Origin of the sequence: Streptomyces asiaticus (assembly GCF_018138715.1) — a bacterium.
Classification (GTDB): Bacteria; Actinomycetota; Actinomycetes; order Streptomycetales; family Streptomycetaceae; genus Streptomyces; species Streptomyces asiaticus.
The window spans coordinates 9453216-9477766 of record NZ_JAGSHX010000006.1; the positions used below are offsets into that span (position 1 = coordinate 9453216).

Annotated in this window: 22 protein-coding genes; 7 read left to right on the forward strand and 15 right to left on the reverse strand. The window is 71.6% G+C overall.

Annotated features, from left to right (window positions below; genetic code table 11):
* Positions 1-33: 33 nt before the first annotated feature.
* The 7 genes from KHP12_RS47365 to KHP12_RS47395 all read right to left on the reverse strand — a co-directional run bounded on the left by KHP12_RS47365 (position 34) and on the right by KHP12_RS47395 (position 5673).
* Positions 34-189 (reverse strand): hypothetical protein, encoded by a 156-nt coding sequence (locus tag KHP12_RS47365; RefSeq protein ID WP_166482928.1) that lies wholly within the window; start codon positions 187-189, stop codon positions 34-36.
* Positions 190-332: 143 nt separating this feature from the next.
* On the reverse strand, positions 333-779 hold the full coding sequence (locus tag KHP12_RS47370) for a nitroreductase family deazaflavin-dependent oxidoreductase (RefSeq protein ID WP_086883352.1): 447 nt from the start codon (positions 777-779) through the stop codon (positions 333-335).
* A gap of 150 nt (positions 780-929) precedes the next feature.
* Positions 930-1097, reverse strand: a complete 168-nt coding sequence (locus KHP12_RS47375; RefSeq protein WP_167442602.1) for a hypothetical protein — start codon at positions 1095-1097, stop codon at positions 930-932.
* A 185-nt stretch (positions 1098-1282) separates the two neighbouring features.
* Positions 1283-1960, reverse strand: a complete 678-nt coding sequence (locus tag KHP12_RS47380) for an SCO2207 family protein (protein ID WP_086883351.1) — start codon at positions 1958-1960, stop codon at positions 1283-1285.
* A gap of 189 nt (positions 1961-2149) precedes the next feature.
* Positions 2150-2857, reverse strand: coding sequence for a dienelactone hydrolase family protein (locus KHP12_RS47385; protein WP_086883350.1), 708 nt, complete (start codon positions 2855-2857; stop codon positions 2150-2152).
* Between the two features lie 99 nt (positions 2858-2956).
* A complete protein-coding gene (locus tag KHP12_RS47390; RefSeq protein ID WP_086883349.1) occupies positions 2957-4018 on the reverse strand; it encodes an aldo/keto reductase in 1062 nt (353 codons plus the stop codon).
* A 116-nt stretch (positions 4019-4134) separates the two neighbouring features.
* Positions 4135-5673 carry a Rieske 2Fe-2S domain-containing protein gene (locus KHP12_RS47395; protein WP_086883348.1) on the reverse strand — a complete coding sequence of 513 codons (1539 nt, stop codon included), beginning with the start codon at positions 5671-5673 and terminating at the stop codon, positions 4135-4137.
* 225 nt (positions 5674-5898) lie between these two features.
* On the opposite strand from KHP12_RS47395, the gene KHP12_RS47400 reads away from it, so the two are divergent.
* The 5 genes from KHP12_RS47400 to KHP12_RS47420 all read left to right on the forward strand — a co-directional run bounded on the left by KHP12_RS47400 (position 5899) and on the right by KHP12_RS47420 (position 11417).
* Entirely contained in the window at positions 5899-6504 is a 606-nt protein-coding gene (locus KHP12_RS47400; protein ID WP_037965661.1) for a histidine phosphatase family protein, read from the forward strand.
* 105 nt (positions 6505-6609) lie between these two features.
* Positions 6610-8097 carry an FG-GAP-like repeat-containing protein gene (locus tag KHP12_RS47405; RefSeq protein ID WP_246648921.1) on the forward strand — a complete coding sequence of 496 codons (1488 nt, stop codon included), beginning with the start codon at positions 6610-6612 and terminating at the stop codon, positions 8095-8097.
* A gap of 102 nt (positions 8098-8199) precedes the next feature.
* Entirely contained in the window at positions 8200-9606 is a 1407-nt protein-coding gene (locus tag KHP12_RS52645) for a serine/threonine-protein kinase (RefSeq protein WP_211834665.1), read from the forward strand.
* The gene (locus KHP12_RS47415) at positions 9603-9965 is read left to right on the forward strand and encodes a hypothetical protein (RefSeq protein ID WP_086883345.1); all 363 of its coding nucleotides are present in this window, start codon (positions 9603-9605) and stop codon (positions 9963-9965) included. The genes KHP12_RS52645 and KHP12_RS47415 overlap by 4 nt, the downstream gene beginning before the upstream one ends.
* A 138-nt stretch (positions 9966-10103) precedes the next feature.
* On the forward strand, positions 10104-11417 hold the full coding sequence (locus KHP12_RS47420) for a S1 family peptidase (RefSeq protein ID WP_086883356.1): 1314 nt from the start codon (positions 10104-10106) through the stop codon (positions 11415-11417).
* Between the two features lie 115 nt (positions 11418-11532).
* Here KHP12_RS47420 and KHP12_RS47425 read toward each other — a convergent pair whose 3' ends face one another.
* The 7 genes from KHP12_RS47425 to KHP12_RS47455 form a co-directional block, all read right to left on the reverse strand.
* Positions 11533-12543, reverse strand: coding sequence for an SMP-30/gluconolactonase/LRE family protein (locus KHP12_RS47425; protein WP_208652821.1), 1011 nt, complete (start codon positions 12541-12543; stop codon positions 11533-11535).
* Positions 12544-12547: 4 nt separating this feature from the next.
* Positions 12548-13192: a diguanylate cyclase gene (locus KHP12_RS47430; RefSeq protein ID WP_208652820.1), complete on the reverse strand. Its 645-nt coding sequence runs from the start codon at positions 13190-13192 to the stop codon at positions 12548-12550.
* A 131-nt stretch (positions 13193-13323) separates the two neighbouring features.
* Positions 13324-16440, reverse strand: a complete 3117-nt coding sequence (locus tag KHP12_RS47435; RefSeq protein ID WP_086879457.1) for a glycoside hydrolase family 2 TIM barrel-domain containing protein — start codon at positions 16438-16440, stop codon at positions 13324-13326.
* 166 nt (positions 16441-16606) lie between these two features.
* Positions 16607-17302, reverse strand: a complete 696-nt coding sequence (locus KHP12_RS47440) for an HAD family hydrolase (protein ID WP_086879456.1) — start codon at positions 17300-17302, stop codon at positions 16607-16609.
* Between the two features lie 92 nt (positions 17303-17394).
* Positions 17395-17637 (reverse strand): hypothetical protein, encoded by a 243-nt coding sequence (locus tag KHP12_RS47445; protein WP_037959348.1) that lies wholly within the window; start codon positions 17635-17637, stop codon positions 17395-17397.
* A gap of 75 nt (positions 17638-17712) precedes the next feature.
* Positions 17713-18891 carry a cation diffusion facilitator family transporter gene (locus tag KHP12_RS47450; RefSeq protein WP_211834666.1) on the reverse strand — a complete coding sequence of 393 codons (1179 nt, stop codon included), beginning with the start codon at positions 18889-18891 and terminating at the stop codon, positions 17713-17715.
* Positions 18892-19070: 179 nt separating this feature from the next.
* Positions 19071-19670: a hypothetical protein gene (locus KHP12_RS47455; protein WP_086879454.1), complete on the reverse strand. Its 600-nt coding sequence runs from the start codon at positions 19668-19670 to the stop codon at positions 19071-19073.
* A 159-nt stretch (positions 19671-19829) separates the two neighbouring features.
* Here KHP12_RS47455 and KHP12_RS47460 point away from each other — a divergent pair, with 159 nt between their 5' ends.
* Positions 19830-21800 (forward strand): APC family permease, encoded by a 1971-nt coding sequence (locus tag KHP12_RS47460; RefSeq protein ID WP_086879453.1) that lies wholly within the window; start codon positions 19830-19832, stop codon positions 21798-21800.
* A gap of 108 nt (positions 21801-21908) precedes the next feature.
* Here KHP12_RS47460 and KHP12_RS47465 read toward each other — a convergent pair whose 3' ends face one another.
* On the reverse strand, positions 21909-23246 hold the full coding sequence (locus tag KHP12_RS47465) for a radical SAM protein (protein ID WP_086879461.1): 1338 nt from the start codon (positions 23244-23246) through the stop codon (positions 21909-21911).
* Positions 23247-23442: 196 nt separating this feature from the next.
* Between KHP12_RS47465 and KHP12_RS47470 the strand changes: the two genes are divergently transcribed.
* Positions 23443-24528 (forward strand): NAD(+)/NADH kinase, encoded by a 1086-nt coding sequence (locus tag KHP12_RS47470; protein WP_086879452.1) that lies wholly within the window; start codon positions 23443-23445, stop codon positions 24526-24528.
* Positions 24529-24551 lie beyond the last annotated feature (23 nt).

Consider the following 24551-nt stretch of genomic DNA (forward strand, 5'->3'; position numbering starts at 1 on the left):
TGCGGCGGCCCCGGGAGGCGGGGCCGGAGTGCGTCAGCCGCCGCCGCGCACCTTGCTCCAGTCCAGGGCCTCGGCAGCCTCGCGCTGGATTTCCTCGGCCGCCTCCCGGGCCTCCGCGGGGACGTCGCCGTGCTCCGCCACGAGGCTGTCGTAGATGGGCACGAAGTCTGAGGTGTCTGTCGTGTTCATGTGGCGCACTTCCTTGGGTACGGATCCCGGGTCGGCTCCCGGCTACCCGATCCATCAAACAGGCATGCTTTGACGTCGATCACACGGGGGCTCCCGGTGATCCACAGGCGCCCGGCGCGCCGGAACGCGCCGGGACCCGCGGGTCAGTGCGCTGTGGCCGCCGCCTCCAGCACGAAGACCGGGATCTGGCGGTCGGTCTTCGTCTGGTAGTCGGCGTAGTCCGGGTACGCCTCGACGGCGCGCTCCCACCACCGGGCCTTCTCCTCGCCGGTGACCTCGCGCGCGATCATGTCCTGCCGCAGCGGGCCGTCCTGAAGTTCGACCCGCGGGTCGGCCACGATGTTGTGGTACCAGACCGGATGCTTGGGGGAGCCGCCCAGCGAGGCGACGACGGCATAGGTGCCGTTGTGCTCCACTCGCATCAGCGGGGTCTTGCGGATCTTCCCGCTCTTCACACCCAGCGTCGTCAGGACGACCACGGGCATGCCCCGCATGGTCGTGCCCTCGGTGCCACCGGAGCTCTCGATCAACTCGACCTGATCGCGTACGAACTTCTCCGGGCTCGGCTCGTACTCACCCTGCAACGGCATGATGTCCGTCCCCTAGTCTCGTGTGCGAAAACTCGCCTTGCGTCTCCCCGTGCCGATGGTCAACACGGGGAGTGCACGAGATCATCCCGATGGCTCCGGCCGTCGGGGCGGCGACGCGAGGGGATCGGTCGCGGGCTGAGGGTCCGTCCGTCACGCCGCCAGGCGGCGCCGGTCGGGGGAGGGAGTGCGGGCGGAGGTGGGGGTTTCCTGGTCACCGTTCCGCTCCGCCGCGCGCCTCGACTCGTCGGAGTGACGTCCCTGAGGGGAGAAGGTCAGGTCCGGTACGTCGACGACCGGCGGCAGATCGGGAGTGAGCATTGGCTGCTCATTTCTGTTCATGGTCAGCGGGTACCCAGGTGCCGAGGACTCACCCTGCGATACCGGTCACAGTCGGACATGGCGGTCAGATCGCCGGTTCGCGCCCGCGTGAGGGCGGTCCGCCGAACGGCCGGTGTGCACCCCCGTGACACACCGGCCGCCGCGCGGCGGCCGGTGTGGCCGGTTCAGCCCACGCGTTCGATGCGCGCGTTGCGGATCAGGAATTTGCCCGGCTCGCGGACCTGCTCGAAGGCGGCGTTGTTGAGCAGTGCGCAGCTGCCCGAGGTCGAGGTGACCGAGACGGTTGTCGACTTGTCGTTGTCGAGATTGGTCACCTTGAGCTTGGTGCCGACCGGGAACTCATTGCTGGAGGCGGCCGGGGCCCCGCCCTCGCCGGACAGGGTGACGGTCGACCCCGCGCAGACGACCTCGCCCGAGGCGCCGGCGTCACCGGTGCCGGAGTCCGAGGCCCCCGCCGACGCGGAAGCCGATGCGGAGGCGCCGCCCCCGGCCGGGGCCGCCGCCTCGTCCTGGCCCGCGGCCCCCTCCGCCTGGCCCGCGGCCTCGTCGACGGCGCACCCCGACGCCTGCTGCTTCCGCTTGATCTCCTCGATGACGGCCTGCCGGTTGGCTATCCGCGCCTGTGACTGCGCATCCGGATTGGCCTGCTGATCAGCGATGAACTTCTGATTGTTGGCCAGCGCCTGCTCCAGTCCGGCGCAGGCCGTCGAGGACTGTGCCGAGCCCTCGGTGCTGGCGTTGCTGGTGGCGGCCAGTACCCCGGCGCCGGTGCCTGCCAGCGCCAGCGAACCAATCAGCAGGCCGAGCTTCTTCTTGCCGCTGAGTGTCCTTTTGCGTGTCATGTCGACTCCTTTTCGAGCTGTCCGCCATGCCATACGGGCGGATGCGGGAGTCGTCTCAGGGCCGGACAGAAATTTTTCGGGGAAATGTGGTTGAGAATTGAACGGTGACGGGTTCTCCGGGTCCGACCTTAAAAGGGCCTTAAGGCTTCATGAAGCCTTAAGGCCCTTTCCTGGGGTAAGCCGATTTCGTCAGTCCAGACGCTGGTGCAGGAAGCCCAGCGTGCTCTGCCAGGCAGATGCCGCGGATTCCGCGTGATAGGACGGGCGCTCGTCATTGAAGAAGGCATGACCCGCGGGGTGGAGCCGGAAATCCGGCTCCACCCCGGACTCCTCCCGCATGACCCGCCGCAGCCGCTCCAGACCGTCCAGCGGAATGGTGTTGTCGTTCTCCCCGAAGTGGCCCAGGACGTCCGCCCGCAGCCCCGAGAAGTCCGGCAGCTCGCCCTGGATGACGCCGTAGAAGGGCACCGCCGCGCTGACCCGGGGATCGGCGGCGGCCAGATACAGCACAAAGCCGCCGCCCATGCAGAAGCCGACCGCCCCCACGGTGTCGGAGGTGACCTCGGGCCGGCCGAGGAGGTGGTCCACCGCCCCGGAGAGCAGTTCGACCCCGCGCCCCACCGGCAGTTCCTGCATCATCCGGTACGCCTCGTCGGCGTTGTGGGCGACGCTGCCCCCGTACAGATCGGGTGCCAGCGCGACGAAGCCCTCGCGGGCCAGCCGGTCGGTGACATCGGCGATGTGGTGGTCCAGGCCCCACCACTCCTGAATGACGATCAGTCCGGGGCCCCGCCCGGACGGCGGCAGCGCGAGGTAGCCGTGCGCGGTGGCTCCAGCGCTGGGGAAGGTGACGTTTTGGCGGGCGGGGGAGCCGGCCGGCTTCGGGGCCTCGGGCATGGCGCATCGCTCCTGTCGTACCGGTCGTCGCTGGCCCCACCCATCGTAGGGACGGCCCGTGCCACCAGGGCGCGGCGCGCGCTGCCGCCGCATGTACTCCTAGAGGATTCCGCTCGTGGCGCGGCGGTGGGTGGAGCGGCGGTCGTCGATCTCGGCCCAGCGGTCGCCGTAGATGTTCTCGGTGATGCCCGGGTCCCGTACGAAGTCATGCGGGAAGCCCAGTGGCACCGCGCTGACCTCGTCCAGCCGTGCCACCGCGGCGGCGTCGAGCCGGACGTCGACCGATCCGAGGGCGTCGGTGAGCTGGGACTCCCGGGTGACACCGACGATCGGGATCACGGTGCCGGGGCGGCCGCGCAGCCAGGAAAGCGCCACCTGGGCCGGGGTCCAGCCGCCCTGTTCGGCGATCTCCAGCACCGCGGTGATGGTGGCCTCCTCGTTGTGTTCCGTGCGGTCGTCCCAGGTGGCATGGGTGGTCAGCCGTCCCGGCTCACCGCGGCGGTACTTGCCGGTGAGCTTGCCACCCGCGAGCGGGCCCCACGCCAGCACGGCCAGGTCGAAGGCGCGGGCCTGGGGGAGGAGTTCGCGCTCGGGGGTGCGCTCCAGCAGGTTGTAGCGCAGCTGTGAGCCCGCGAAGCAGGTCCAGCCGCGCAGCTCGGCGAGCGTGCCGGCCTGGGCGATCTCCCAGGCCGGCCAGTCGGACACCCCGATGTACAGCACCTTTCCGGCCCGCACCAGATCGTCGAGCGCCCGCATCACCTCCTCGACGGGGGTGAAGTTGTCCCGGGCGTGCACCCACAGCACATCGAGGCGGTCGGTGCGCAGCCGCTCCAGGCTGTCCTCCACCGAACGCACCAGGTTCTTGCGGTGGTTGCCCGCCGCGTTCACATCGCCCTTGCGGGTCGCGCAGGTGTACTTGCTGGCCAGGACGAAGCCCTCCCGGCGGCCCTCGAGCAGCTCGCCGAGGATGGCTTCCGAACTGCCGCCGGTGTAGTTGTTGGCGGTGTCGATGAAGTTGCCGCCCGCGTCAGCGTAGAGGTCCAGCAGCCGCCGGCTGGTCTCCTTGGCGGCCCCCCAGCCCCAGTCCTCGCCGAAGGTCATGGCACCCAGGCTCAGCTCGCTCACCCGAAGGCCGGTCCTGCCGAACAGTGTGCAGCGCACGGTGGTCCCCTTGCGTCGGTCGTGTGGTGACGTGGCCCGACGCTAGGAGTTGAAGAGCACTCCAGGGCAACTCGCCGGGCGGTGGCGGCGATCACGCCACCGCCCGGCGAGGCGGGTCACGACACGGCCGAGGCGCGGATGTCGTGTCCGTCCGCGGTCAGACAGCGGCCCGTGGTGAGGTCGTAACGCCAGCCGTGCAGGGTGCAGGTGAGCACCTCGCCCTCGATCTGCCCGAAGCGGCCGAGGTCGGCGCGCAGATGGGGGCAGCGCCGCTGCACCTGCCAGCCGTCCAGCACGATGTCCTGGCCGTCGTCCTGGCAGGAGTCGTAGTAGTTCTCCACGTACTCGATGCGCTCCATCGACAGGCACTTGAAGAACACATACAGGAACTCGTTGTACGGCCCGATCCGGCTGGCGGTGAACCGCATCGACAGCAGCAGGCTGTTGGACCAGTCCACCTCGCGCCGCTCGATGTTGGTGGCCACCAGATCGGCCGAGGTGGACAGCGTGTAACGGCAGCGCTCACCGTCCCAGAGGCGGACCTCCCGCGCCGGGAAGTCGATCACGATCGACACCTCGCCCACATCCAGCCGCGCCGGGCCGCCGACCCCCGCACAGATCCGGTCCGCCCTGGTCAGCAGCGGTTCCCACCACTGCTTCAGCTCGGTCAGCAGCCGCTCGCGGGGCAGCGCGGGGGACCGTGAGGCGCGCTCGGCGGCGAGCGCGGCCCGCTGCCGGCCGGCGAACTCCCGCAAGTACGCGGGCTTCTCGCCGAAGATGTGCTCGATCTCCGTCTCGGTGTAGCGGTGGGTGAGCTTGCACGCGGTGTCCTCCGGCTCCGCCACCGTTCCCGGCAGCAGCAGATGCGCCGCCACCCGCGGGCGTGCCCGGCCCAGCTGACGCAGGAACTCCAGCTGGTCCACGAAGATGCTCTCCCCGTCCTGGCCGGTGCCGTTGTGCTCGAAGAGCTCGTCGTCGAGGAAGCACGGCGGACCCGCGTTGGGGAACACATGCTTGGCCTCCACCGCGTCGATGTAGCGCAGCGCCCGGTCGAACTGCCCCTGCCGCTTGCGCGCGGCGAACTCCTTCTTGGCGGAGAGTGGCAGCTGGTACACCATCGGGTACCAGATCGCCCCGGAGAACTGGACGAAGTACGCGTCCACCTCGCCGAACTCCCGGATCGCCGCGATGTCCAGCGGATGGGCGTCGTTCTGGTTGAGCAGCACGGTCCGGCCGTCGTCCAGCGAGAGCGCGGAGTCGCCGATCGGGCCGTCCCCGGGGCCGGTCAGCGCGGTGATCATGATGCGCAGACCGTCGCGCTCGACCGGTGTACCGGAGGGGGCGCGGAGGAATTTGGTGAAACCCAGCGCGCTCAGCTCGCGTTCCAGCTCATCGGTGGCGAAGGCGGGAAGCAGCACGGTGATGTCCTTGCGCACGGTCCGGCGCAGATTCTCCGCGTCGAAGTGGTCGCGGTGCAGATGGGAGACATACAGATAGTCCGCCGCGCGCCCGTAGTGCGCCCAGTCCAGATCGGTGTTGTCCGGGAACGGAAACCATGAGCCGAAGAAGGCGGGGTTGACCCATGGATCACAGAGCACCGACCCCGCCGCGGTCTCGATGAACAGCCCAGCATGCCCAAGTCCGGTCACGCGCATACCACAGCACCCCAACCCGGTCGGTGATGTCCGATATCTCCACCGTCTCGGGGTTCATGGCCGTGTGCATCCGCGGCTGGGCTTGCCGGGTGGCGCGATCCGCCACCCGGGTCATATCGGTGTCCTCGTCATGAGACGGTGGGCGCGAGGGTCGTCCGCCACTCGGCGCGGAGCCCGGAAGGCGCCCTCCACATGGGCGGAGGGCGCGGATGAGGAGGGGGCTGGGTGGTGCGGATCACGTTGGTCGCGCCCGCCGTCAACGCGGCGCTGCGGCAGGTGCGGTTCGACGACGCCCCGCCGGACGCGGCCGGGTCGCGCCGGGCCGCGGCGGCGGCCGCGGCGCTGCCCCACCACGACATGGCGTTCACCGCGCCCTCCGAGCGCTGCCGCGGTACCGCCGCGGCCCTGGGGCTCGACGCCGCCGTGACGCCGGAGCTGCGCGATCTCGATATGGGCCGCTGGCGGGGCCGTTCGCTGGACGAGGTGGGGCAGGAGGCGCCGGAGGAGGTGGCCGGATGGCTGTCCGATCCGGCCGCGGCGCCACACGGCGGCGAAACGCTGCTGGAGCTGGTGGAGCGGATCGGGGCCTGGCTGGACGCGCGGCGGGAGGAACCGGCACCGGCGACACCGCCCGCCCCGGCCCGTACGGCGCGGCTGCTCGCCGTCGTGGAACCGGCCGTGGTCCGGGCCGCGCTCGTGCACGCCCTCGGCCTTCCCGCGCCCACTTTCTGGCGGCTGGACGTCGCCCCGCTCACCGCGACGGAGCTCAGTGGCCGCGCGGGCCGGTGGAATCTGCGCTGCGGACACCCGCTGGCGGGGAGCGCGCAGTAACGAGAGGAGCGCGCCGTAGCGAGGAGAGCCGCAACGAGGGGAGTGCGCCGTAACGAAATGATCTCTCCGATGACGCGTCACCGCCGGATGCGCTGTCGTGTCCTGATGGCATCCCCCACCACCGGGCTCCGTCCCGCCACTGCCACCCTCTGTGCCGCCGCGCTGGCGCTGCTCACCGCGTGCGGCGGTGGCGGTGGTGGCGGCGACGGTGAGACCAAGGGTGGCGACGGGGCCGGGAAGAGCACGGCCGCACCCGTCGTCACCCCCACCGCGACCGCTCCCGTCCCCCGGGGCAAGGGCAGCGCACTGGCGGACGACCTCAACGGCGACGGCCGCCCCGAGCTCAGAATCCCGCTCGCCTCCGACGACGAGGGCCTCGGCGGCCTGAGCCATATCGCCTATGTGTACGGGTCGGCGAAGGGCCCCGACCCCGCCGTGCGCACCGTGCTCGGCCGGGACGACCTCGGCCTGCCCACCGGTGCCGGGTGGCAGGGCACCGTGGGCGAGATGGACTCCGCGACCACCGCCGACCTCGACGGCGACGGCTACGCCGATGTGATCGTCACCGCCACCAAGGAGCGCGCCCCGGCCAGTAGCGAGCGCGTGCGCATCACCACCCAGACGCTGCCCTACATCGCCTGGGGCGGCCCCGGCGGGCCACGCCGGGGCACCCCCGCCACTCCGGTGCCGCTGGCCGACGCCGACGACGGCCTCGAGAACGCGCGGCCCCTGGCGACGGGCGACTTCAACGGGGACGGACATCACGATCTGGCCGCCGTACGCCAGAGCGGCAAGGACTTCCATGTGCTGTACGGCCCGTTCGGCCGCGACGGCGAGGCGGCCCGCACCGAGACGTACGCCAACCCCCTCGGCTCCAGCGGCCAGATCGCGGAGCTGTACGCCGACGCCATCGACGGCGACCGCCCCACCGATCTGGTGGTGCACGAGCAGGGCGACGACGACCAGACGAGGTCCGCGCTGCTCACGGCGGGTCCGGACGGCCTCGCCACCACCGGTCGCACCCTCCGCAGGGGCAACGCGATCGCCTTCGGCGACTTCGACGGCGACGGGAAGCGGGATGTGGCGGTCGCCGACACCGGCAGCCGCAATGACGAACCGGGCTATGAGACCGAACCCGCGGACGTCGGCCAGTCGGTGAGCGTGTACACCAAACGCACGGCCGGTTCGACCCCCGAGCCGATCAGGATCCCCGCCCTGGGCGGCGATGTGCTCGCCGCCGCCGACACCGACGGGGACGGCACCGACGAACTGGCGGTCTCGCTGCGCACCGGTGGCACCGAACTGCTGACGATCCGCCCGGACGCCCCGGGAGAGATCGCCCACCGCCGCACCCTCGACCGCACCGTCCCGTCCCGCGTGGACGGCCGCGAGGTGCCCAAGAAGCGGCGCGCCGTCAGGCTCCACGGCGCCGGGGACTTCGACCACGACGGCAAGGACGAGGTCGTGCTGGCCTGGGGCCCGGACCCGCTCTTCGCGCTCTACGGGGAGAAGCCGCAACGGTACTGGGTGACCGACGGCACCGACGACCAGGTGGTGTTCACCAGCGCGCCTTATGGCAAGGACGCCTCATGAGGCCCGGTGCGCCACCGCACGCGTGTCCGCGCGCACGACCTCTTCGCCCGGCCCGGCCGACGCCTTACTGTGGGCGTCAGCCGGCTGGGGAGGGGGAGGCGGATGACGACCGGGGGAACCTCCGGTGAGGATGAGCGGGGGAGTGGTCCGGAATCGCCCCACAGGACCGTGATCAGCGGCCGGTACGAGCTGGGCGAGCGCATGGGCCGGGGTGGCCTGAGCACGGCGTGGGACGCCCGTGATGTGGTGTCCGGCCGCCCGGTCACCGTCAAGGAGCTGCACCCGGTCGAGGACCCGGATCCGGAGGCGTTCCGGCGGTGGGTCGAACGGCTGCGCCGTGAGGTGCGGGTCCTCGCCACGACCGGGCATGAGCACCTGCCCGCCATCTACGACCTGGCCCAGCGGGGCCGCCGGGTCTGGATCGTCATGGAGCGCCTCGACCGGCGTTCGCTGGCGGACCGGCTGCGGGAGTGGTACGGGCGGCCGGACGTGCCCGAGATCGCCCGGATCGGCCTGGGGGTGCTGAGCGGATTACGCGAGCTGTACGCGATGGGCATGGCCCACGGGGACGTCAAACCGCTGAACGTCCTCTTCCGCCCGGGCGGCGGCCCGGTGCTGGTGGACCATCTCGGCCTGGCCTTCCAACGAGAGGGCACCATGGTCGGGACACCCCGCTACATGGCACCGGAACGCTTCACGTCCCCGTCCTCCCCGGTGGCCGGAGAAGCGATGCTCAAGGCCGACCTGTGGTCCCTGGGCGTGACCCTGTACGAGGCCGTCGAGGGCCACGCGCCGTTCGAGGGCACGACGGTGTACGAGGTGATGAGCGCGGTGCTCAACGATCCGCCGCCGCCCATGACATACGCGGGTCCGCTACGGCCGCTGATCGAGGGTCTGCTGGTCAAGGACCCCGAAGGACGGCTCACTGCCGGGCAGGCCGAGGCGCTGCTGCGCGGCGTGGCCCGGATTGAGCCCATGTCCGCCCCCAGGGCCGAGACAGTGGCCCTCCCGGCCCCCGCGGGGGCCACGGCGCGGTCGGCCCCCCGGGCGAGCGGCGCGGGCACCGGAATCCTCGCCCCTGTCGCGACCGTGCTGGGGGTCCTGCTCGTCATGGCGGGGGCGGTGGCCCTGCCCTCACTCGCCCCGGACTCCTGGGACGACATTCCGGGGTGGCTGGGGCCCGGGTGTCTCGGCCTGCTGTGGCTGGGGCTTGCGGCGCGCGGCTTCGCGTCGGCCAGACAGCGGGACCGGCGGGCGCGCTGGCTCGACGCCCTGCGCCCGGACGCGGCGGAGGCGGCTGCCCGCCCCGCCGGGCCCTGGCAGGCGCTGCGCGAGGGATATCTGGCGTCCCTGGCGATCCCCCAGCCCCCGGCCCGGCGGGCGCGACGTCCGGTGGAGCGAGAGATGGAGCGGGACATGGCCGACTTCCTCACCGCGCTCGGTCCGCCTCCACCGGGGGCGGGCCCGGACCCCGCACCCCGCCCGGACCGCCCGGGGGAGGCCCCGTGACCGAGAACACGAGCGAGAACCCCACGCCGGGCAGCCCGTCGGAGACGGCGGTGCCCTGGGGCGACCGACTGCCGGTGGAGCAGGCCAAGGAGTGGGAGGCGGTCAGGCCCGGCACGGTGGAGTGGATGCTCACCGAGCTCCAGCGCGAGCGCGAGCACCGCCGCCGCATGGACTGGGTCCACACGGGGCTCCAGGCGTTCGGCTCGCTGCTGGGCGCGGGCACGGTCGTGGCGTACATCTGGGTGGCCACGTACTTCCTCGCCCATGACGCCGCCACCCAGGGCGCGGCCATCCTCGGCGGCGGCACGGCCGCCCTGGTCGGGGGGTTCCTCGGCAAGCGCTACGGCGACCGGCGCTGATCCGGGGAGCCGCGGTCCGCCCCACCGGGATCCGCCGCTCCGTCCGGGGAGTGAGCAGGACGCCGCTTCCTTACGTATGAGGGGGTGGGCCTTCGCCGTCCGAGGCCCCCGGCTGGATCGACGTAAGGAGACAGGGTGGTGAAGCACATGCGGCGCGGCGTGCGCCGGGTCGTGCGGTTCGCGGCTGTCGGGGCACTGGTCTGTGGCGGGGTGATGGTCTCTCAGGCCGGGCCGGGCGGATCGGCCCATGGGACGACCGGGAGCGACGGTCCGAGAGCCCTGAGCGCGGACCGGACGGGCGATGTGGGCGGACGCCTGGTGTCCGCGCTCGGCGCCTCCCGTACGGCGGGCAACTGGATCGGGGCCGACGGCCGCCCGGTGGTCGCGGTGACGGACGACACGGCGGCGGACGAGGTCAGCCGGGCCGGGGCCACCGCCAAACGGGTGCGCTACAGCATGGCGGACCTGGACTCCGCGACCGAGAAGCTGCGCTCGGCGCCCCGGGTGGCGGGCACCGCCTGGATGGTGGACCCCAAGTCCAACCAGGTGGTCCTGGTCGGCGACAGCACCGTCTCCACCGCCCGCTGGTCGAAGATGAAGGACCTCGCCGCGGAGGTGGGCGGCACGGTGCGCGCCCAGCGGACGGAGGGCTCCTTCACCACCAGAACCGCCGGTGCCTCGCCCATGTTCACCAACGGCAGCCGCTGCTCGGCCGGTTTCAACGTCACCAACGGCCAGACCGGTTTCATCCTGACGGCTGGACACTGCGGCCCCAACGGCACCCCCTGGTTCACCGACGGCACCGGCTCCACCCGCATCGGCACCACGGTCCAGAGCAGCTTCCCCGGCAATGACTTCTCGCTGATCCGCTACGACAACGCCGCACTCGACCAGAACAGCGTGGTCAACGTCGGTGGCGGCCAGACGGTGCGGGTCACCGGTGTGGCCGATCCGGTCGTGGGCCAGGAGGTGTTCCGCAGCGGCAGCACCACCGGGCTGCGCTCGGGCAAGGTGACCGGGCTCAACGCCACGGTCAACTACCCCGAGGGCACGGTCACCGGGCTGGTCCAGACCACCGTGTGCGCCGAGCCCGGCGACAGCGGGGGGCCGCTCTTCGCCCAGGGCGTGGCGCTCGGCGTCACCTCCGGCGGCAGCGGCGACTGCGACCGGGGCGGGGTGACCTTCTTCCAGCCCGTGACCAAGGCGCTGACCGCGCTCGGGGTGTCCATCCCGGGAGCCAAGGCCCAGAGCCCCAACCCGGCCATCGCCTCCGGCGCCGCCGGGAGTTCGGGGGGCGACGGCGTCTCGACGCTCGACGACGTCGTGGCGTACGCCCAGAACTTCGGGCCCGGTCTGGTGGTCATCGTGGTGGGGTTCGTGGGGCTGCTGTCCACGCTGACCATCCGGCCGCGGCGGCGCCGCTACCGCGGCTACTCCACCGGCTGGGGGTGAGAGCCTGTGTCATATCCCCGGCCGGGCGTGCGACGCCTGGCACGCTCCCCCAGCTACCGCTGGGAGGTGCCCCCTGACGCCGCACGCTGATCCGGCCGGGGATATGACACAGGCTCTAAGCCGCCCCGGTGGCCTCCCGGGGCGGTGGCAGCGGGCAGACCGCGATGCCCCGCTCGAGGAGGCTGCCCATGACGAGGAGGCCGCCGAGCGCACATACGCTCGTGGCCATCCGGTACGGGGTCCGGCGCCGCACCAGATGGCGGACCACCCGGCCGTCGGGGCCGATCGCCAGGGCGCGCACCGTGCGCCGCGGCCCGGGGCGGAGCCGGGTGGCGACGGGCACCGTCGCCCTTCTGAGCGCGGCGGGCGCGCGGTGCAGCAGATCGAGGGCGGGCTCCCGCGGCGCGGCTATGGCCACCCAGATGACACCGTCGGGGCCACGGGTGAGATTGTCCGGGAAGCCCGGCAGATCACGGAGGAGAAGGTCCCGTGTTCCCGCCCGGCGGCCGGTCAGCCACAGCCGGCTGATCCGGTAGGCGCCGCTCTCGACCACGGCCACATACGACTCGTCGGCGGCGAGGGCGACCCCGTTGGCGAACCGCAGCCCGTCCAGCACCACCTCGGGCCGGCCGCCCGGCCGCAGCCGGAGCAGCTGCCCGGTGGCGGTGTTCTCCAGGATGTCGCCGAGCCAGTCCTCCAGGCCGTGGCGGCGGCTGGACACGGTGAAGTACACCGTGCCGTCCTCCGCCGTGGCGACATTGCTACAGAACCGCAGCGGCCTGCCGTCCATCTCGTCGGCCACCACCCGTACGGACCCGTCGTCCGGCCCGACCCGCAGCAGCCCGCGCCGCGCGTCGCACACCAGCAGCCCGCCGTCGGGGCAGGGGACGAGCCCCAGCGGCCGGCCACCGGTGTGCGCGAGCACCTCGGAGCGTACGAGTTCGTGGTCCGGCGACAGCGTCAGCCGCCGGACGGCCCCGTCCGCGGTCCCGGTGAGGATCCGGCCCTCCGCGTCGACGGCGACGTGTTCCGGCCCGTGCGCCTCCGGCGCCAGGACCCGTGGACACGGCAGCGGTTCGGCCGGTACGCGGGACGGTGTCCCCGTACCGGCTCGCTCGCGCGGCACGGGCTCACACCGCCTTACGGGCCTTGGCGGCCCTGAGGCACCGCCGCATCTCCTCGGCGTAGGGCAGCACCACACAGGCGCCGATGCCGAGCCCGATCGCCGCCAGATAGCGCGCGGGCAGCGGATTGTCCTTGGGCAGCAGCTTCCAGTCCTCGGGCCGGTCCCCGCCGCGCAGCGCCGCGCGGACCTGGTCCCAGTGCAGACAGCAGGTGAACGCCATCGCCGACAGCGGCAGGACCTCCAGGAAGCTGTGGATGTGCTGCTCCACCGGGCGCACCTCGCGCTCCCCGGTGGCCAGGGTCACATCCCACAGCGCGGTGGCGCCGTGGGCGACGGCCGCTCCGCCCATCACCGACAGCACCAGCGGATTGACCCGGGCCAGCAGCCCCATCGCGACGGGGACACCGGCCTCCGTCATCATCAGGGCGTGGATCGCCGACTCCTTCGTGCCCGACGTGTCCTCGATCCTGGTCCGGCGATGCATGAGCCAGTCCGCCACCGCCGGGACGAACCACAGCGGCATCACCCCGTACATCAGGAACCGCCGGTTGGCGTCCTCGACGTCCACGGCGCCGCGCGGCACCTCCAGATCGCGTGGCCGCCGCCACCGCCGCCAGGCACGGGTCACCGGGCTACGGGAAAGAGTCATCTCGCCTCCAGCACGACGTCGGAGAAGTCGGGTGCCCTCTTCGTATCGCGGACAAACGACCGCGGGAGGCTTCCACCCGTCCGGCGTGGCGCGGCTCGGCGTATGACCCGGCGGCTCACCCGCCCGCCCCCTCAGCCGTCACCGGCCTCGAGGGCGACGATGCGCTGGGCGCCGTTCCCCGCGCCCGGATGACGGCTGGTGAGGTCCAGCCGCAGCCGTGCGGTGCGGACCGGGTCGAAGGTGATGACGGTCGGGGTGTCGGAGTCGGTGGCCCAGGTGATGGACGCCCCGCGCACCGGGACGTACGCGTGGCCGTTCCACGCGGACACCTCGATCGAGGCGGGCAGGGTGTGCTCGGCGTCCACGGTGAAGGACACCTCGACACGGCGCAGCCGCCGCCTCCCGCTCCAGGTCACCGAGACCCAGTCGGCCTTCCGGGCGCCGTCGAAGGCGGGAAGCAGCGCCGTCGCGGGCTTGTGGAAGGCGTTGGACCAGCCGGTGGCCGGATCGCCGTCCAGCATGGCCGAGGGCAGGGTCGTCGGCGCGCCCGAATAGCTCGCGTCGGCCAGTGGGTGATGAGGAGCGCCGGGGCCGGGATCGGGGGTGACCGGCGTGGGACGGGTGACCGGCTCCGCTGTCCCGCCGGTGGCGCGGACGGTGGCGGTGGCGGTGCGCAGCCCCGCCGAGCGGGCGGTGAGGGTCAGCGGCCCGGCCTCGGTGCCGGCGCGGACGATGGCCAGGGCCTTGCCGTGGAAGGCGGTACGGGTGCTCGCCTGGTAGCGCTCGGCGCTCTCCTGGCGGCCGTTGTCGACCCCGGCCAGGGAGCCTCCGGTGACCTTGAAGGCGATCAGATGATCGGCGTCCGGTACCACCACACCGTGGGCGTCGACGACTTCGGCGGTCACGAAGCACAGCGAGCGGCCGTCGGCGTCGACGGTCTCGCGGTCAGGGGTGAGCCGTACGGCGTGCGGACGTCCCGCCGTGCGCAGCACATCGGTGGCCACCACCCGGCCACCGCGCCGGGCCACGGCCTTCAACTCGCCCGGTGCGAACGGCACCTTCCAGGTGAGGTGGAGCTTTCCGGCGCTGCCGCCCGGGCTGGTGTAGCTGCCGGGGTAGGGGCCGGAGGCGACGGTCTTGTCGTCGCCGGTCGGCTCGGTGGTCTCCAGGTAGGTACGGCCGTCCGTGGTCTTCTTGGTGTCGAACTCACGGACGCCCAGCGACCGGCCGCCCAGGAACAGCTCCACCGTGGCGACGTTGGAGTAGGCCCACACCTCCACGGTCTCGCCCGGCCGGTGGCCGGTCCAGTCCATGGGGACCAGATGGACCATCGGTTCGCTCGTCCACTGGCTCTTGAAGAGGTGGTACATGTCCTTGGGGAAGCCCGCGGTGTCCACGGCGCCGAAGAACGACGCCTTCACCGGGAACACGTCGTACGGTGTGGGCTCGCCGATGTAGTCGATGCCCGACCACAGGAACTGCCCGGCGAAGAACCTCCGGTCCCGGTCCTTCTTCAGCCCGTACTCGCCGCTCATCGTCCAGGAGGCGAGGTTGTTGTCGTAAGCGGAGGTCTGGCGCCTGCCGGGGGTGTGGTTCTCGCCCGTGTTGAGGTGTTCGGGCTCCTGATAGGCGCCGCGGGTGGAGGTTTCCGAGGACGACTCGGACTCGAAGAGGAACAGATGCGGATAGCGGGCGTGCAGGGCGTCCACCGAGGCGGCGGTGTTGTAGTTGAGGCCCAGCCCGTCCAGCTTGGCGAGCATCAGATCGGCGGGGGAGCCCTCGGCGGGCAGCGCGCGGTACTTGTCCGAGCCGATCACCACCGGCCTGGTGTCATCCGCCGCGCGCACGGCGTCGATGAGCCGCTGGGCCATCCCCAGACCCGGGGCGCTGGTGGAGTCGGGGATCTCATTGCCGATGGACCACATGACGACGGCGGGGGAGTTGCGGGCGGCGCGCACCATCTCGGTGATGTCCGCGTCGCAGTACTCGTCGAAGAAGCGCCCGTAGTCATAGGTGTTCTTGCCGGTGCGCCAGCAGTCGAACGCCTCCACCAGCATCACGATGCCGAGCCGCTCGCAGACCTCGATCAGCTCCGGCGCGGGCGGATTGTGCGAGGTGCGCAGGGCGTTGACGCCCATGCTCTTCATGATGGTCAGCTGGCGCAGCACGGCGTCGGCGTTGACGGCGGCGCCGAGCGCGCCCAGGTCGTGGTGGAGATCGACGCCCTGGAGCTTGGCGTACCGGCCGTTCAGGGAGAATCCGTGGTCGGGGTCGAAGGTGGCGTGGCGGAGCCCGAAGGGGGTGCGGTACCGGTCGACGGTGTCCTGGCCGACTCGCAGTTCGGTCTCCAGGACATAGCGCTCAGGAGTGTCGAACGACCACAGCCGCGGCCGGTCGATCCGCAGCTCCTGGGTGGCGGTACGGGTGTCACCCGCCCCGACGGTGAGGGTGGAGTGTGCCTGGACCACCATGTGCCCATCGGGGTCCTTGACCGTGGACACCACGGTCACCGGCTTCCGGCCGTCCGACTCGTTGACCACCAGCGTCCGCGCCCGCACGGTGGCATGCCCGGCGCGCAGGGTGCTGGCCAGGCCGGGGGTGGTGATGTACGTGCCCCACCGGGCGACGTGGACCGGGTCGGTGACCACGAGCCGGGCGTGGCGGTAGATGCCGCTGCCGGAGTACCAGCGGCTGCTGGGAAGCCGGTTGCGCACCTTGACGGCGAGGACGTTGGGCGTGGCGCCGTCGGTGTGGGCCACCTCGGTGAGGTCGAGGGCGAAGCCGGTGTATCCGTAGGGGTGCTCGCCCAGGAGCCGTCCGTTGCAGTACACGGACGAGTCCATGTACACGCCGTCGAATTCGACGGAGATCCGCTTGCCCTCGAGAGCGCGCGGCAGGGTGAAGCTGGTGCGGTACCAGCCGAGACCGCCGGGCAGGAAGCCGGTGCCACCGCTGGTGCCGTGGTCGGTGGTGGGGGTGAGCTCGATGCTCCAGTCGTGCGGGACCGCGACCTCGCGCCAGGCCGAGTCGTCGTACGCCGGGTCGGGGGCGTGTCCGTACGCGCCGGTCGGGTCGGTGATGCCGCCGGGGTTGACGAGGGCGAAGCGCCAGCCGTCCGTGAGCGGGATGGTCCGGCCCCCCATGGCGCGGGACGCGGTGGCGGACTGGGCGGGAGCGGCCGTGACAAGTGCCCCGGCCATCGGGGCGGCGGTGCCTGCGATCAGTAACGATCTGCGAGTGACCGCCATCGCGATCCCCTTCTCTTCGATTGTGTGGTGTGCAAGGGCTTGTGTGGCGCGGGGCCGTTGACCGACCACAACAGCCCTTTGCGCAACAGATTCTGACAGTTTCAAACAGGGAACTGTCAAGGGTCCCGCAGGGGGCAGGGGCCAGTCTGGTGGTGGGGCTGAGGGCTCAGCGTCCCAGCGCGCTGCTGTCGAGGTGGCGGAGCAGATCCGCGGGATCGCGGTAGATCTCGTCCGCGCCGGCATCCAACAGCAGCTCCGGGGGAATGCCACCGGACTGGAGCGCGATACAGCGCACCCCGGCCTTCACACACGCCACGACGTCCCACACGGTGTCACCGACGAAGACCGCGTCCCGGGCCGGCACCCCGGCCTGCTCCAGGGCCTGCTCGACCGGATCCGGCGCGGGCTTGCCCTCCTCGACGTCGTCCGAGCTGAGCACGGTCGCGATGGCCTCGTCGGCGCCGATCGTGGCGCGCATCGCGGCCAGTTCGTCCTGCGAGGCGGAGCTGGCCAGCACCAGGTACCAGCCGCGGTCGGCAAGGGTGCGCAGCAGGTCCGGGGCGCCGTCGAGGGCGGGCAGCCGGGCGAAGTACTCCGCGTAGAGGGTCTTGTGGGCGGTGCTGATCCGCTTGTCCCCCGACCGGTCCCGGTCCTCCGGCAGCAGACGGTCCATGAGCTTGTCGGAGCTCATGCCGATGGTGTGGTGGATCTCCCGCATGCCCACCTTGTGCCCCGCCTGCCGCATCGCTTCCCACCAGGTGACGGTGTGCAGATAGTTGGTGTCCACGAGCGTGCCGTCCACATCGAACAGCGCGGCCCGACGGCCATGGGCGTCCTGCTCCGAGGTGCGTTCGCTGCTCATCGTGTCTGCCCTCCCGGGAGAGTCGTACGAACGACGAGGTGGCCCCCACCCGCGGCGGGGGCCACCTCGTCGGAAAGGGGTCTGGCCGGCACTCAGTAGTCGTAGTGGTGGTGCCGGTGATGGTCGGGCTCTTCGACCACCGGGGGTGCCACCGCGCCCGGCTCGACGACACGCCGGCGCTTGTAGACACTCACATACGCGCATGTGCCGATGATGCCGACTGCCATCAGAATCAGGCCGACCAGGTGGACGTTGAAGCCGTTGGCGTTCCAGTCGGTGGCGAAGGTGAGAATCCCTCCCACCGCGATCATCAAAATGCAACCGCCGAGGCCCATCAGTTCTGCCTCCGTACATGAGTTCGCTGTTGTGGGCTGGTCGTCACCGAGTACCCAGGCCCGGCGGGGCCAATCTCACGCCCCGCCCTTCTCGCGCTCCACGGCCGCCACCGTCTCCTCCAGCGCCTGGCGGTCCGCACGCGCGTTCGCCCGGTCCTGGGCCGAGGCGTCGGTGACATCGAGGAAGATCTGATCGGCGTGCGGCCAGAACTCCGCCATCGCCGTCTTGACGCGCACCAGAACCTCCTCGACCTCCTCGCTGTCGAGTCCGGGGACGAGGTCGACCCGGGCCGCCACCAGCGTCGAGTCATTGCCCAGACGCATCGTCAGCAGTGTGGTCACGGTGTCGATCTCCGGCTGCGCCTCGAGGAACCGGCGGAGCTCCTGGCGCTGGACCGGGTCGATCGCCTCACCGATGAGCCGCCCGCGCGACTCCCTGGCCAGCCGGTAGGCCACATAGACCAGCAGCGCCCCGATCAGGAAGGAGGCCGTGGCCTCGTAGACCACCTGGCCGGTGACCATGTGCAGCCACATGCCGAGCAGGGCGAACACCACGCCGAGACAGGCGGTGGAGTCCTCGGCCAGAACGGTGCGCAGCGTGGGATCGTCACCCCTGCGCAGCTCGGTCGCCATCCCGCGGCCCGCTTCCCGGGCGTGCTGGCGCACCTGGACCAGCGCCCGGACCAGCGACGAGCCCTCGGCGATGAGCGCCACGCCCAGGACCCCGAGGCCCACCAGATAGCCGCTGTGGTCCTCGGAGCTGCCCGCGCTCAGCGCCTCGGCACCCTGGAAGAAGGAGAAGCAGCCGCCCATGACGAAGATGCCGACAGCGGCCAGCAGCGCCCAGAAGTAGCGCTCCTTGCCGTAGCCGAACGGGTGCTGCTCGTCGGGGGCCCGCCTGCTGCGTTTGAGTGAGGCGAGCAGGAACACCTCATTGAGGCTGTCCGCGATGGAGTGAGCGGCCTCCGAGAGCAGCGCGGGGGAGCCGGCGAAGATCCCGCCGACGGCCTTGGCCAGCGCGATCACCAGATTGGCGCCGAGGGCGACGAAGACGGTGACGGCGGTCCGGGCGTCCTGGCCCTGCCGCGCGCCGGACCCGTCCGGCCCGTGGTCGCTGTCCGGTCCGTGGTCTCTGTCCTGCGCGTCCTGCGCGTCCGGTGCGCGCGAGGTCTCCGGCGGGTCCGGCGTATGCGGCGCACGCGGCGTACGCGGTGTCCCGTGCCGGTCGGAGGAGTGTGTGGTGGAACGGCTCATCGGCGGGAAACTCCGTAGGCGGGAAGTCCGTGCCGTCCTGATGGCCCTCTCCGCCGGGGCGGCCGGACGGCCTGTCCCCTTCGCGTGTGTCCCGATATCGGGACCTCAATCGTGACACGCCCGCCCGAGGGAGCGCGCCCCGCCGGACCCATCCGGTCCACGGGGCGCGCTCGGATGGGTCAGCCTGCCGGGGTGTTCGGGGACGCGGGCACCTTCGGCAGGGCGCTGAAGATGTCGAGCCCCATGGCGGCGGCGATCAGCAGACCGATCACGCCCAGCGCCACCGCTCCCCAGGCCACCGCGGTCACCCAGGGCGCCCCGGCCGTGACGGGCCGCCGCTGCCGCAGCAGCACCACGGCGGCGATCACCACGGCGACCAGCGCGAACAGCCCGTTGACGAGGGCTGTGGTGTGCCACGGAGTGCCGTACACCGCGGAGATCTGATCGGCGGCCGACCCGGACTGGGCCTTGATCTGGCCGGTCAGCTGCTTGCGCTCCTGGAGCATGGTGCCGAGCCAGGTGCCGGAGAGCGAGGCGAGTCCGAGGCCCGCGGCGACGACCGAGGCGGCGCCGGGGACGACGCCCGGTGTGGTGGCCGGGGGAGGGGCCACGATGTCGTCGTCGAGGCCTGATGCGTCCAGCGAGTCCGGGGTTTCCTTCGGGTCCGGGGTTTCCTGCTGGTCCGAAACAGCGTTCGGGACACCCTCCGCCGTGGCTTCCTCGGCTTCTGCGGGCTGCGCTGCGGTGTCGGTCGGTTGGTCGGTCTTGGTGGTGTCCATGTGCCGCAACCGTACGGACCGAAGATGAAAACTCACTGAGAAAGCGATGTCCTTCGGCCGGCGGCACCGGCCGGGTGGTGGCCGGCCGCGCCGCATACGCTGACCGAAGGGTCTCACCGATGGCCGGGGACCCCTCTCGCCGTACGACGGGAGCACCCCGTGGTCTCCTCCACCTCTGGCGGCGCCGCCTCCGACGGCGGGGCACGGCACCGGCTGCGCGCATGGCTGCTGGAGGGCCTGACCGACATCGCCAAGCGCCAGCCCGGGCCGCACGCCGAGCCGGAGGGCGCACACCAGGGCCAGCGGTGGTGGCGGGTGATGTGCCTGACCGGTCTGGACTACTTCTCCACCCTCGGCTACCAGCCCGGTATCGCCGCCCTGGCGGCCGGGCTGCTCTCCCCGCTGGCCACCGTGGTGCTGGTGGTGGTGACCCTGGCGGGCGCGCTGCCGGTGTACCGCAGAGTGGCCGAGGAGAGCCCGCACGGCCAGGGCTCGATCGCGATGCTGGAGCGGCTGCTGACCTTCTGGAAGGGCAAGCTGTTCGTCCTCACCCTGCTGGGCTTCGCGGCCACCGACTTCCTCATCACCATCACCCTCTCCGCCGCCGACGCCACCGCCCACCTGGTGGAGAACCCGCATTTCACCGCGGTCCTGCACGGCCATGAGGTGGCCATCACCCTGATCCTGGTGGGAATGCTCGGGGCGGTGTTCCTCAAGGGGTTCACCGAGGCCATGGGGATCGCGGTGGCGCTGGTCGCCGTCTATCTGCTGCTCAACGCCGTCGTGGTGGCGGTCGGGCTGTGGCATGTGTGCACCGCGCCCCATGTGATCCCCGACTGGTCCCAGGCGCTGGTCGCCGAGCGCGGCAGCCCCCTGATGATGGTCGGCGTGGCGCTGGTGATCTTCCCGAAGCTGGCCCTCGGCCTGTCCGGGTTCGAGACGGGCGTGGCCGTCATGCCGCATATCGAGGGCAAGCCGGGCGACACCGAGGAGCGCCCCGCCGGACGCATCCAGGGCGCCCGGAAGCTGCTGACCACCGCCGCGGTGATCATGAGCGTCTTCCTCATCACCTCCAGCTTCATCACGACCCTGCTGATCCCGCAGCGGGCCTTCGAACCGGGTGGCCAGGCCAATGGGCGCGCCCTGGCCTATCTCGCCCATGAGTACCTGGGCTCGGCGTTCGGCAGCGTCTACGACGCCTCCACCATCGCCATCCTCTGGTTCGCCGGCGCCTCGGCCATGGCCGGACTGCTCAATCTGATGCCCCGCTATCTGCCGCGCTACGGCATGGCACCCCACTGGGCGCGCGCGGTCCGCCCCATGGTGCTGGTGTTCACCGCCATCGCGTTCCTGGTGACCTGGCTCTTCAAGGCGGATGTGGACGCCCAGGGCGGCGCCTACGCCACCGGGGTGCTCGTGCTCATCACCTCGGCCGCCATCGCCGTCACCATCGCCGCCCGGCGCGCCCGGCAGCGCGGCTGGACCATCGGCTTCGGGGTGATCTCGCTGATCTTCCTGTACACCACCGCGGTCAACGTCATCGAGCGGCCCGACGGCGTCAAGATCGGCGCCTGTTTCATCGCGGGCATCATGGCCGTATCGCTGCTGTCCCGGGTGGCCAGGGCCTTTGAGCTACGGGTCACCAGCGTGACGTTCGACGCCCTGGCCGAGCGGTTCGTCCGTGACACCGCCCACCGCAGGATCCGCTTCATCGCCAACAAACCGGAAAGCCGTGACCTGGTCGAATACCGGGAGAAGCAGCACCAGATCCGGGCGGACAACGACATCCCGCCGGAGGACGACATCATCTTCGTCGAGGTCACGGTGGCCGACCCGTCCGAGTTCGAGAGCGAGCTGCGGGTGTGCGGCGAGGTGGTGCACGGCCGCTACCGCGTGCTGACCCTCCAGAGCGCCACCATCCCCAACGCGCTGGCGGCGCTGCTGCTGCGGGTGCGGGACATGACCGGGCAGCGCCCGCACATCTACTTCGAGTGGACGGAGGGCCATCCGCTGGCCCACTTCCTGCGCTTCTTCCTCTTCGGCCAGGGGGAGGTCGCCCCCGTCACCCGTGAGGTGCTCCGCGAGGCCGAGCCCGACCGCGGCCGCCGCCCCCACGTTCACGTCGGCTGAACGGGTCCCGCGGGAGTGAACGGGTCCCGCGGAGTGAACGGGTCCCGCGGAGTGAACGGGTCCCGCCGAGCCGGGGGCGGCCGCCACATCGGGGCGCCGTCGGGTCTGTCAGGGCGCCACCGGCTCCGGGTCCGGGTCCACGGCGGGCAGGCTGTCCATGAACGAGCTCACCGAGAACACCGCACGCCCCGGCCCCGGCGGGCCGTATCCGGGCGGCGAGGACAGCCCGAAGTCCTCGAGCGTCGCCCGATAGGTCTCCAGCAGCCGGATGTGGTACTCCAGCGGGGCGCCCTGCGGATTCTCCTTGCCCAGCGGTGTCGTCGGCTCCGGGCACCAGGTGGTGAACCGGGGCACGACCCCGTGCGACATGAAGAAGCGCAGCCCCTCGGCGGTGGAGTCGATCGCCTCGGCCACGGACGCGAAGCCGAGCGGCTGGGCCATCTCCACGCCCGCCACGAAGTTGGGGATCACATTCCGGGCGCCGAACACCTCGGCCGAGTCCAGGATCCGGCGGTGCCACTCGTCCCGGCCGATGTAGCGCTCCTTGCCCGGGCAGTACAGCTCGAACAGCCGCCGGTCCCACACCTCGAAGTTGGGGTGGTAGATCCGCACCCCGTAGTCGTGGAACCGCTGGACATCCTCCTTGGGCAGCGCCTGCGCCACCACCTTGCCGATCCAGCGGCCCGGGAAGCGCTCCTCGATGGCCTTCGCGTACTGGCCGTAGAAGTCGGCCTCGTCGCGGCCGCCCACATGCGAGGTGATGGCGCCGCCGGTGAGGGTGTACGCCTGCGAGGTGCGGGTGGTGTCATGGCGGTCGATGATCTCCAGCGCCTCCAGCACCTCCTCGACCGGCTTCACCCCGGTGTACGGGCGGCCCGCCGCCTTGTGCTGACGCCAGTTGTGGTTGATGTCGCAGTACTGGCACTCCTCCTTGGCACCGAAGTACTGGCACACCCGGAAGACCGTCAGATAGACCAGATAGCCCCACTGGATGGTCGGCGCGACCTCCATCACCGACTTGCCGTTCGACAGGGTGTGGCGGTAGTAGTCCGGCATCGGGGGCAGCCCCACATCGGCGATGCGCGCACCGTCCAGATACAGCCCCAGCGCACCGTCCTCCCCGGCCCGGACCACATACGGCGACGCGGGGTTGACGCGGACGGACACCACGGTGCGGCGCAGATCGTACGGCCCGCCGGTGAGCACGATCTCCTCGGGCGGCCGGTTGAGGGCCGCGGCGCCCAGTTCCGGCAGGGTGCGGTGGTCGAACGAGAAGATGAAGTACGACTTCGGCTTGACGTCGCCGTCCTCGTTGCCGCTGAGCGCGGACTCGTCGAAGGCCATGCCGCCGCGCAGCAGGTCCTCCTTGAGCACGGCCTCCCGGGGCACCTGGGGGAAACGCCCCATCAGCCCCTCGATCAGCGCGGTTCGTCGCTCGCTCGCCATCTGCTGCACCATCCCCCTGGCTCCGTACGGATGCGGTGTGGTTCCCGCGTGGGTCTTGTGCCGCTGAACACCATAGATCAGGACGGATGTTCGACTCCAGGGCGCCCGCTCCGGGCCCGCCCCGTGTCGGCCCCGGGCACGCCCCGTGTCCCTCCGATGGGCGCTTCGGAGCCGGCCGATCTACGGTGGAAGGGCCATGGCTGTCAACCGGCTCGGCATGGTCGTCCACCAGGCCCGCCCCACCGCCGTCGCGGCGGCCCGCACCGCCCGCGCATGGGCCGCCGCGCATGGCATCTCCTGCTTCGAGCTGGACGTCTGGCGTGGCGACCAGCCCCGGCGCAGCGCCCAGGAGGAGTCAGCGGCCGCCGGCCACCCCGATCTGATCGTCACGTTCGGCGGCGACGGCACCTTTCTGCGCGGCGCCCGGCTCGCCGCCAGGAACGGGGCCGCGGCGCTGGGGGTGAACGTGGGGCGGGTCGGATTCCTCACCGAGATCAGCGTCGACCAGGTGGAGGACGCGCTCAACGCCGTTCACGAGGGCCGGGCCACGATCGAGGAGCGCATGCTGCTCACCCTGCGGGCGTCCCGGCCGCTGGAGATGCCCGAGGGCATGGAGGCGCTGCTGCGCTACGGGCGGGGCCCCGTACCGCCCCCGCCCAAGGTCCGCCCCGGCCGCGCCCCCGAGGAGGTCGGCTGGGGCATTCCGCTGGATGTCAACGCCGTCAACGACGTGGTCTTCGAAAAGCTCGCCCGCGACCGCCAGGCCGGTCTCGGCGTGTATGTGTCCGCGCAGCTGCTCGCCTCGTACTCGGCCGACGCGATCATCGTGGCCACCCCGACCGGCTCCACCGCCTACAGCTTCGCCGCCGGCGGGCCGGTGGTCTCCCCGTACCTGGACGCGGTGGTCTTCACCCCGGTCGCCCCGCACATCGCCTTCGACCGCACCGTGGTGGCCGCGGTGGACGAACCCGTCGCCGTACGGGTGCTGCCGACCTCGGGGCAGGTGGCGGTCAGCCTCGACGGGCAGCTGCGCGGGGTGCTGAACCCGGGCGACTGGGTGGCGGCCTACCGGGCACCGGTCCGGCTGCGGCTGGTACGGCTCGCGCCGACGCAGTTCTACCACCGGCTGCGGGACCGCTTCCGGCTGGCCGACTCGCCCGCCGCCGACGCGGCCCCGCCGTTCTACCGCCCCAGCTCCCCGATCCCGCCGGACCTGGCACATCTGCGGCTGCCCCCGGTGCCCGACGACCCACCGGAGCCGGGGCCCGACGGCCCGCGCTGAACGGGGCCGGACGGCCGGCGCCG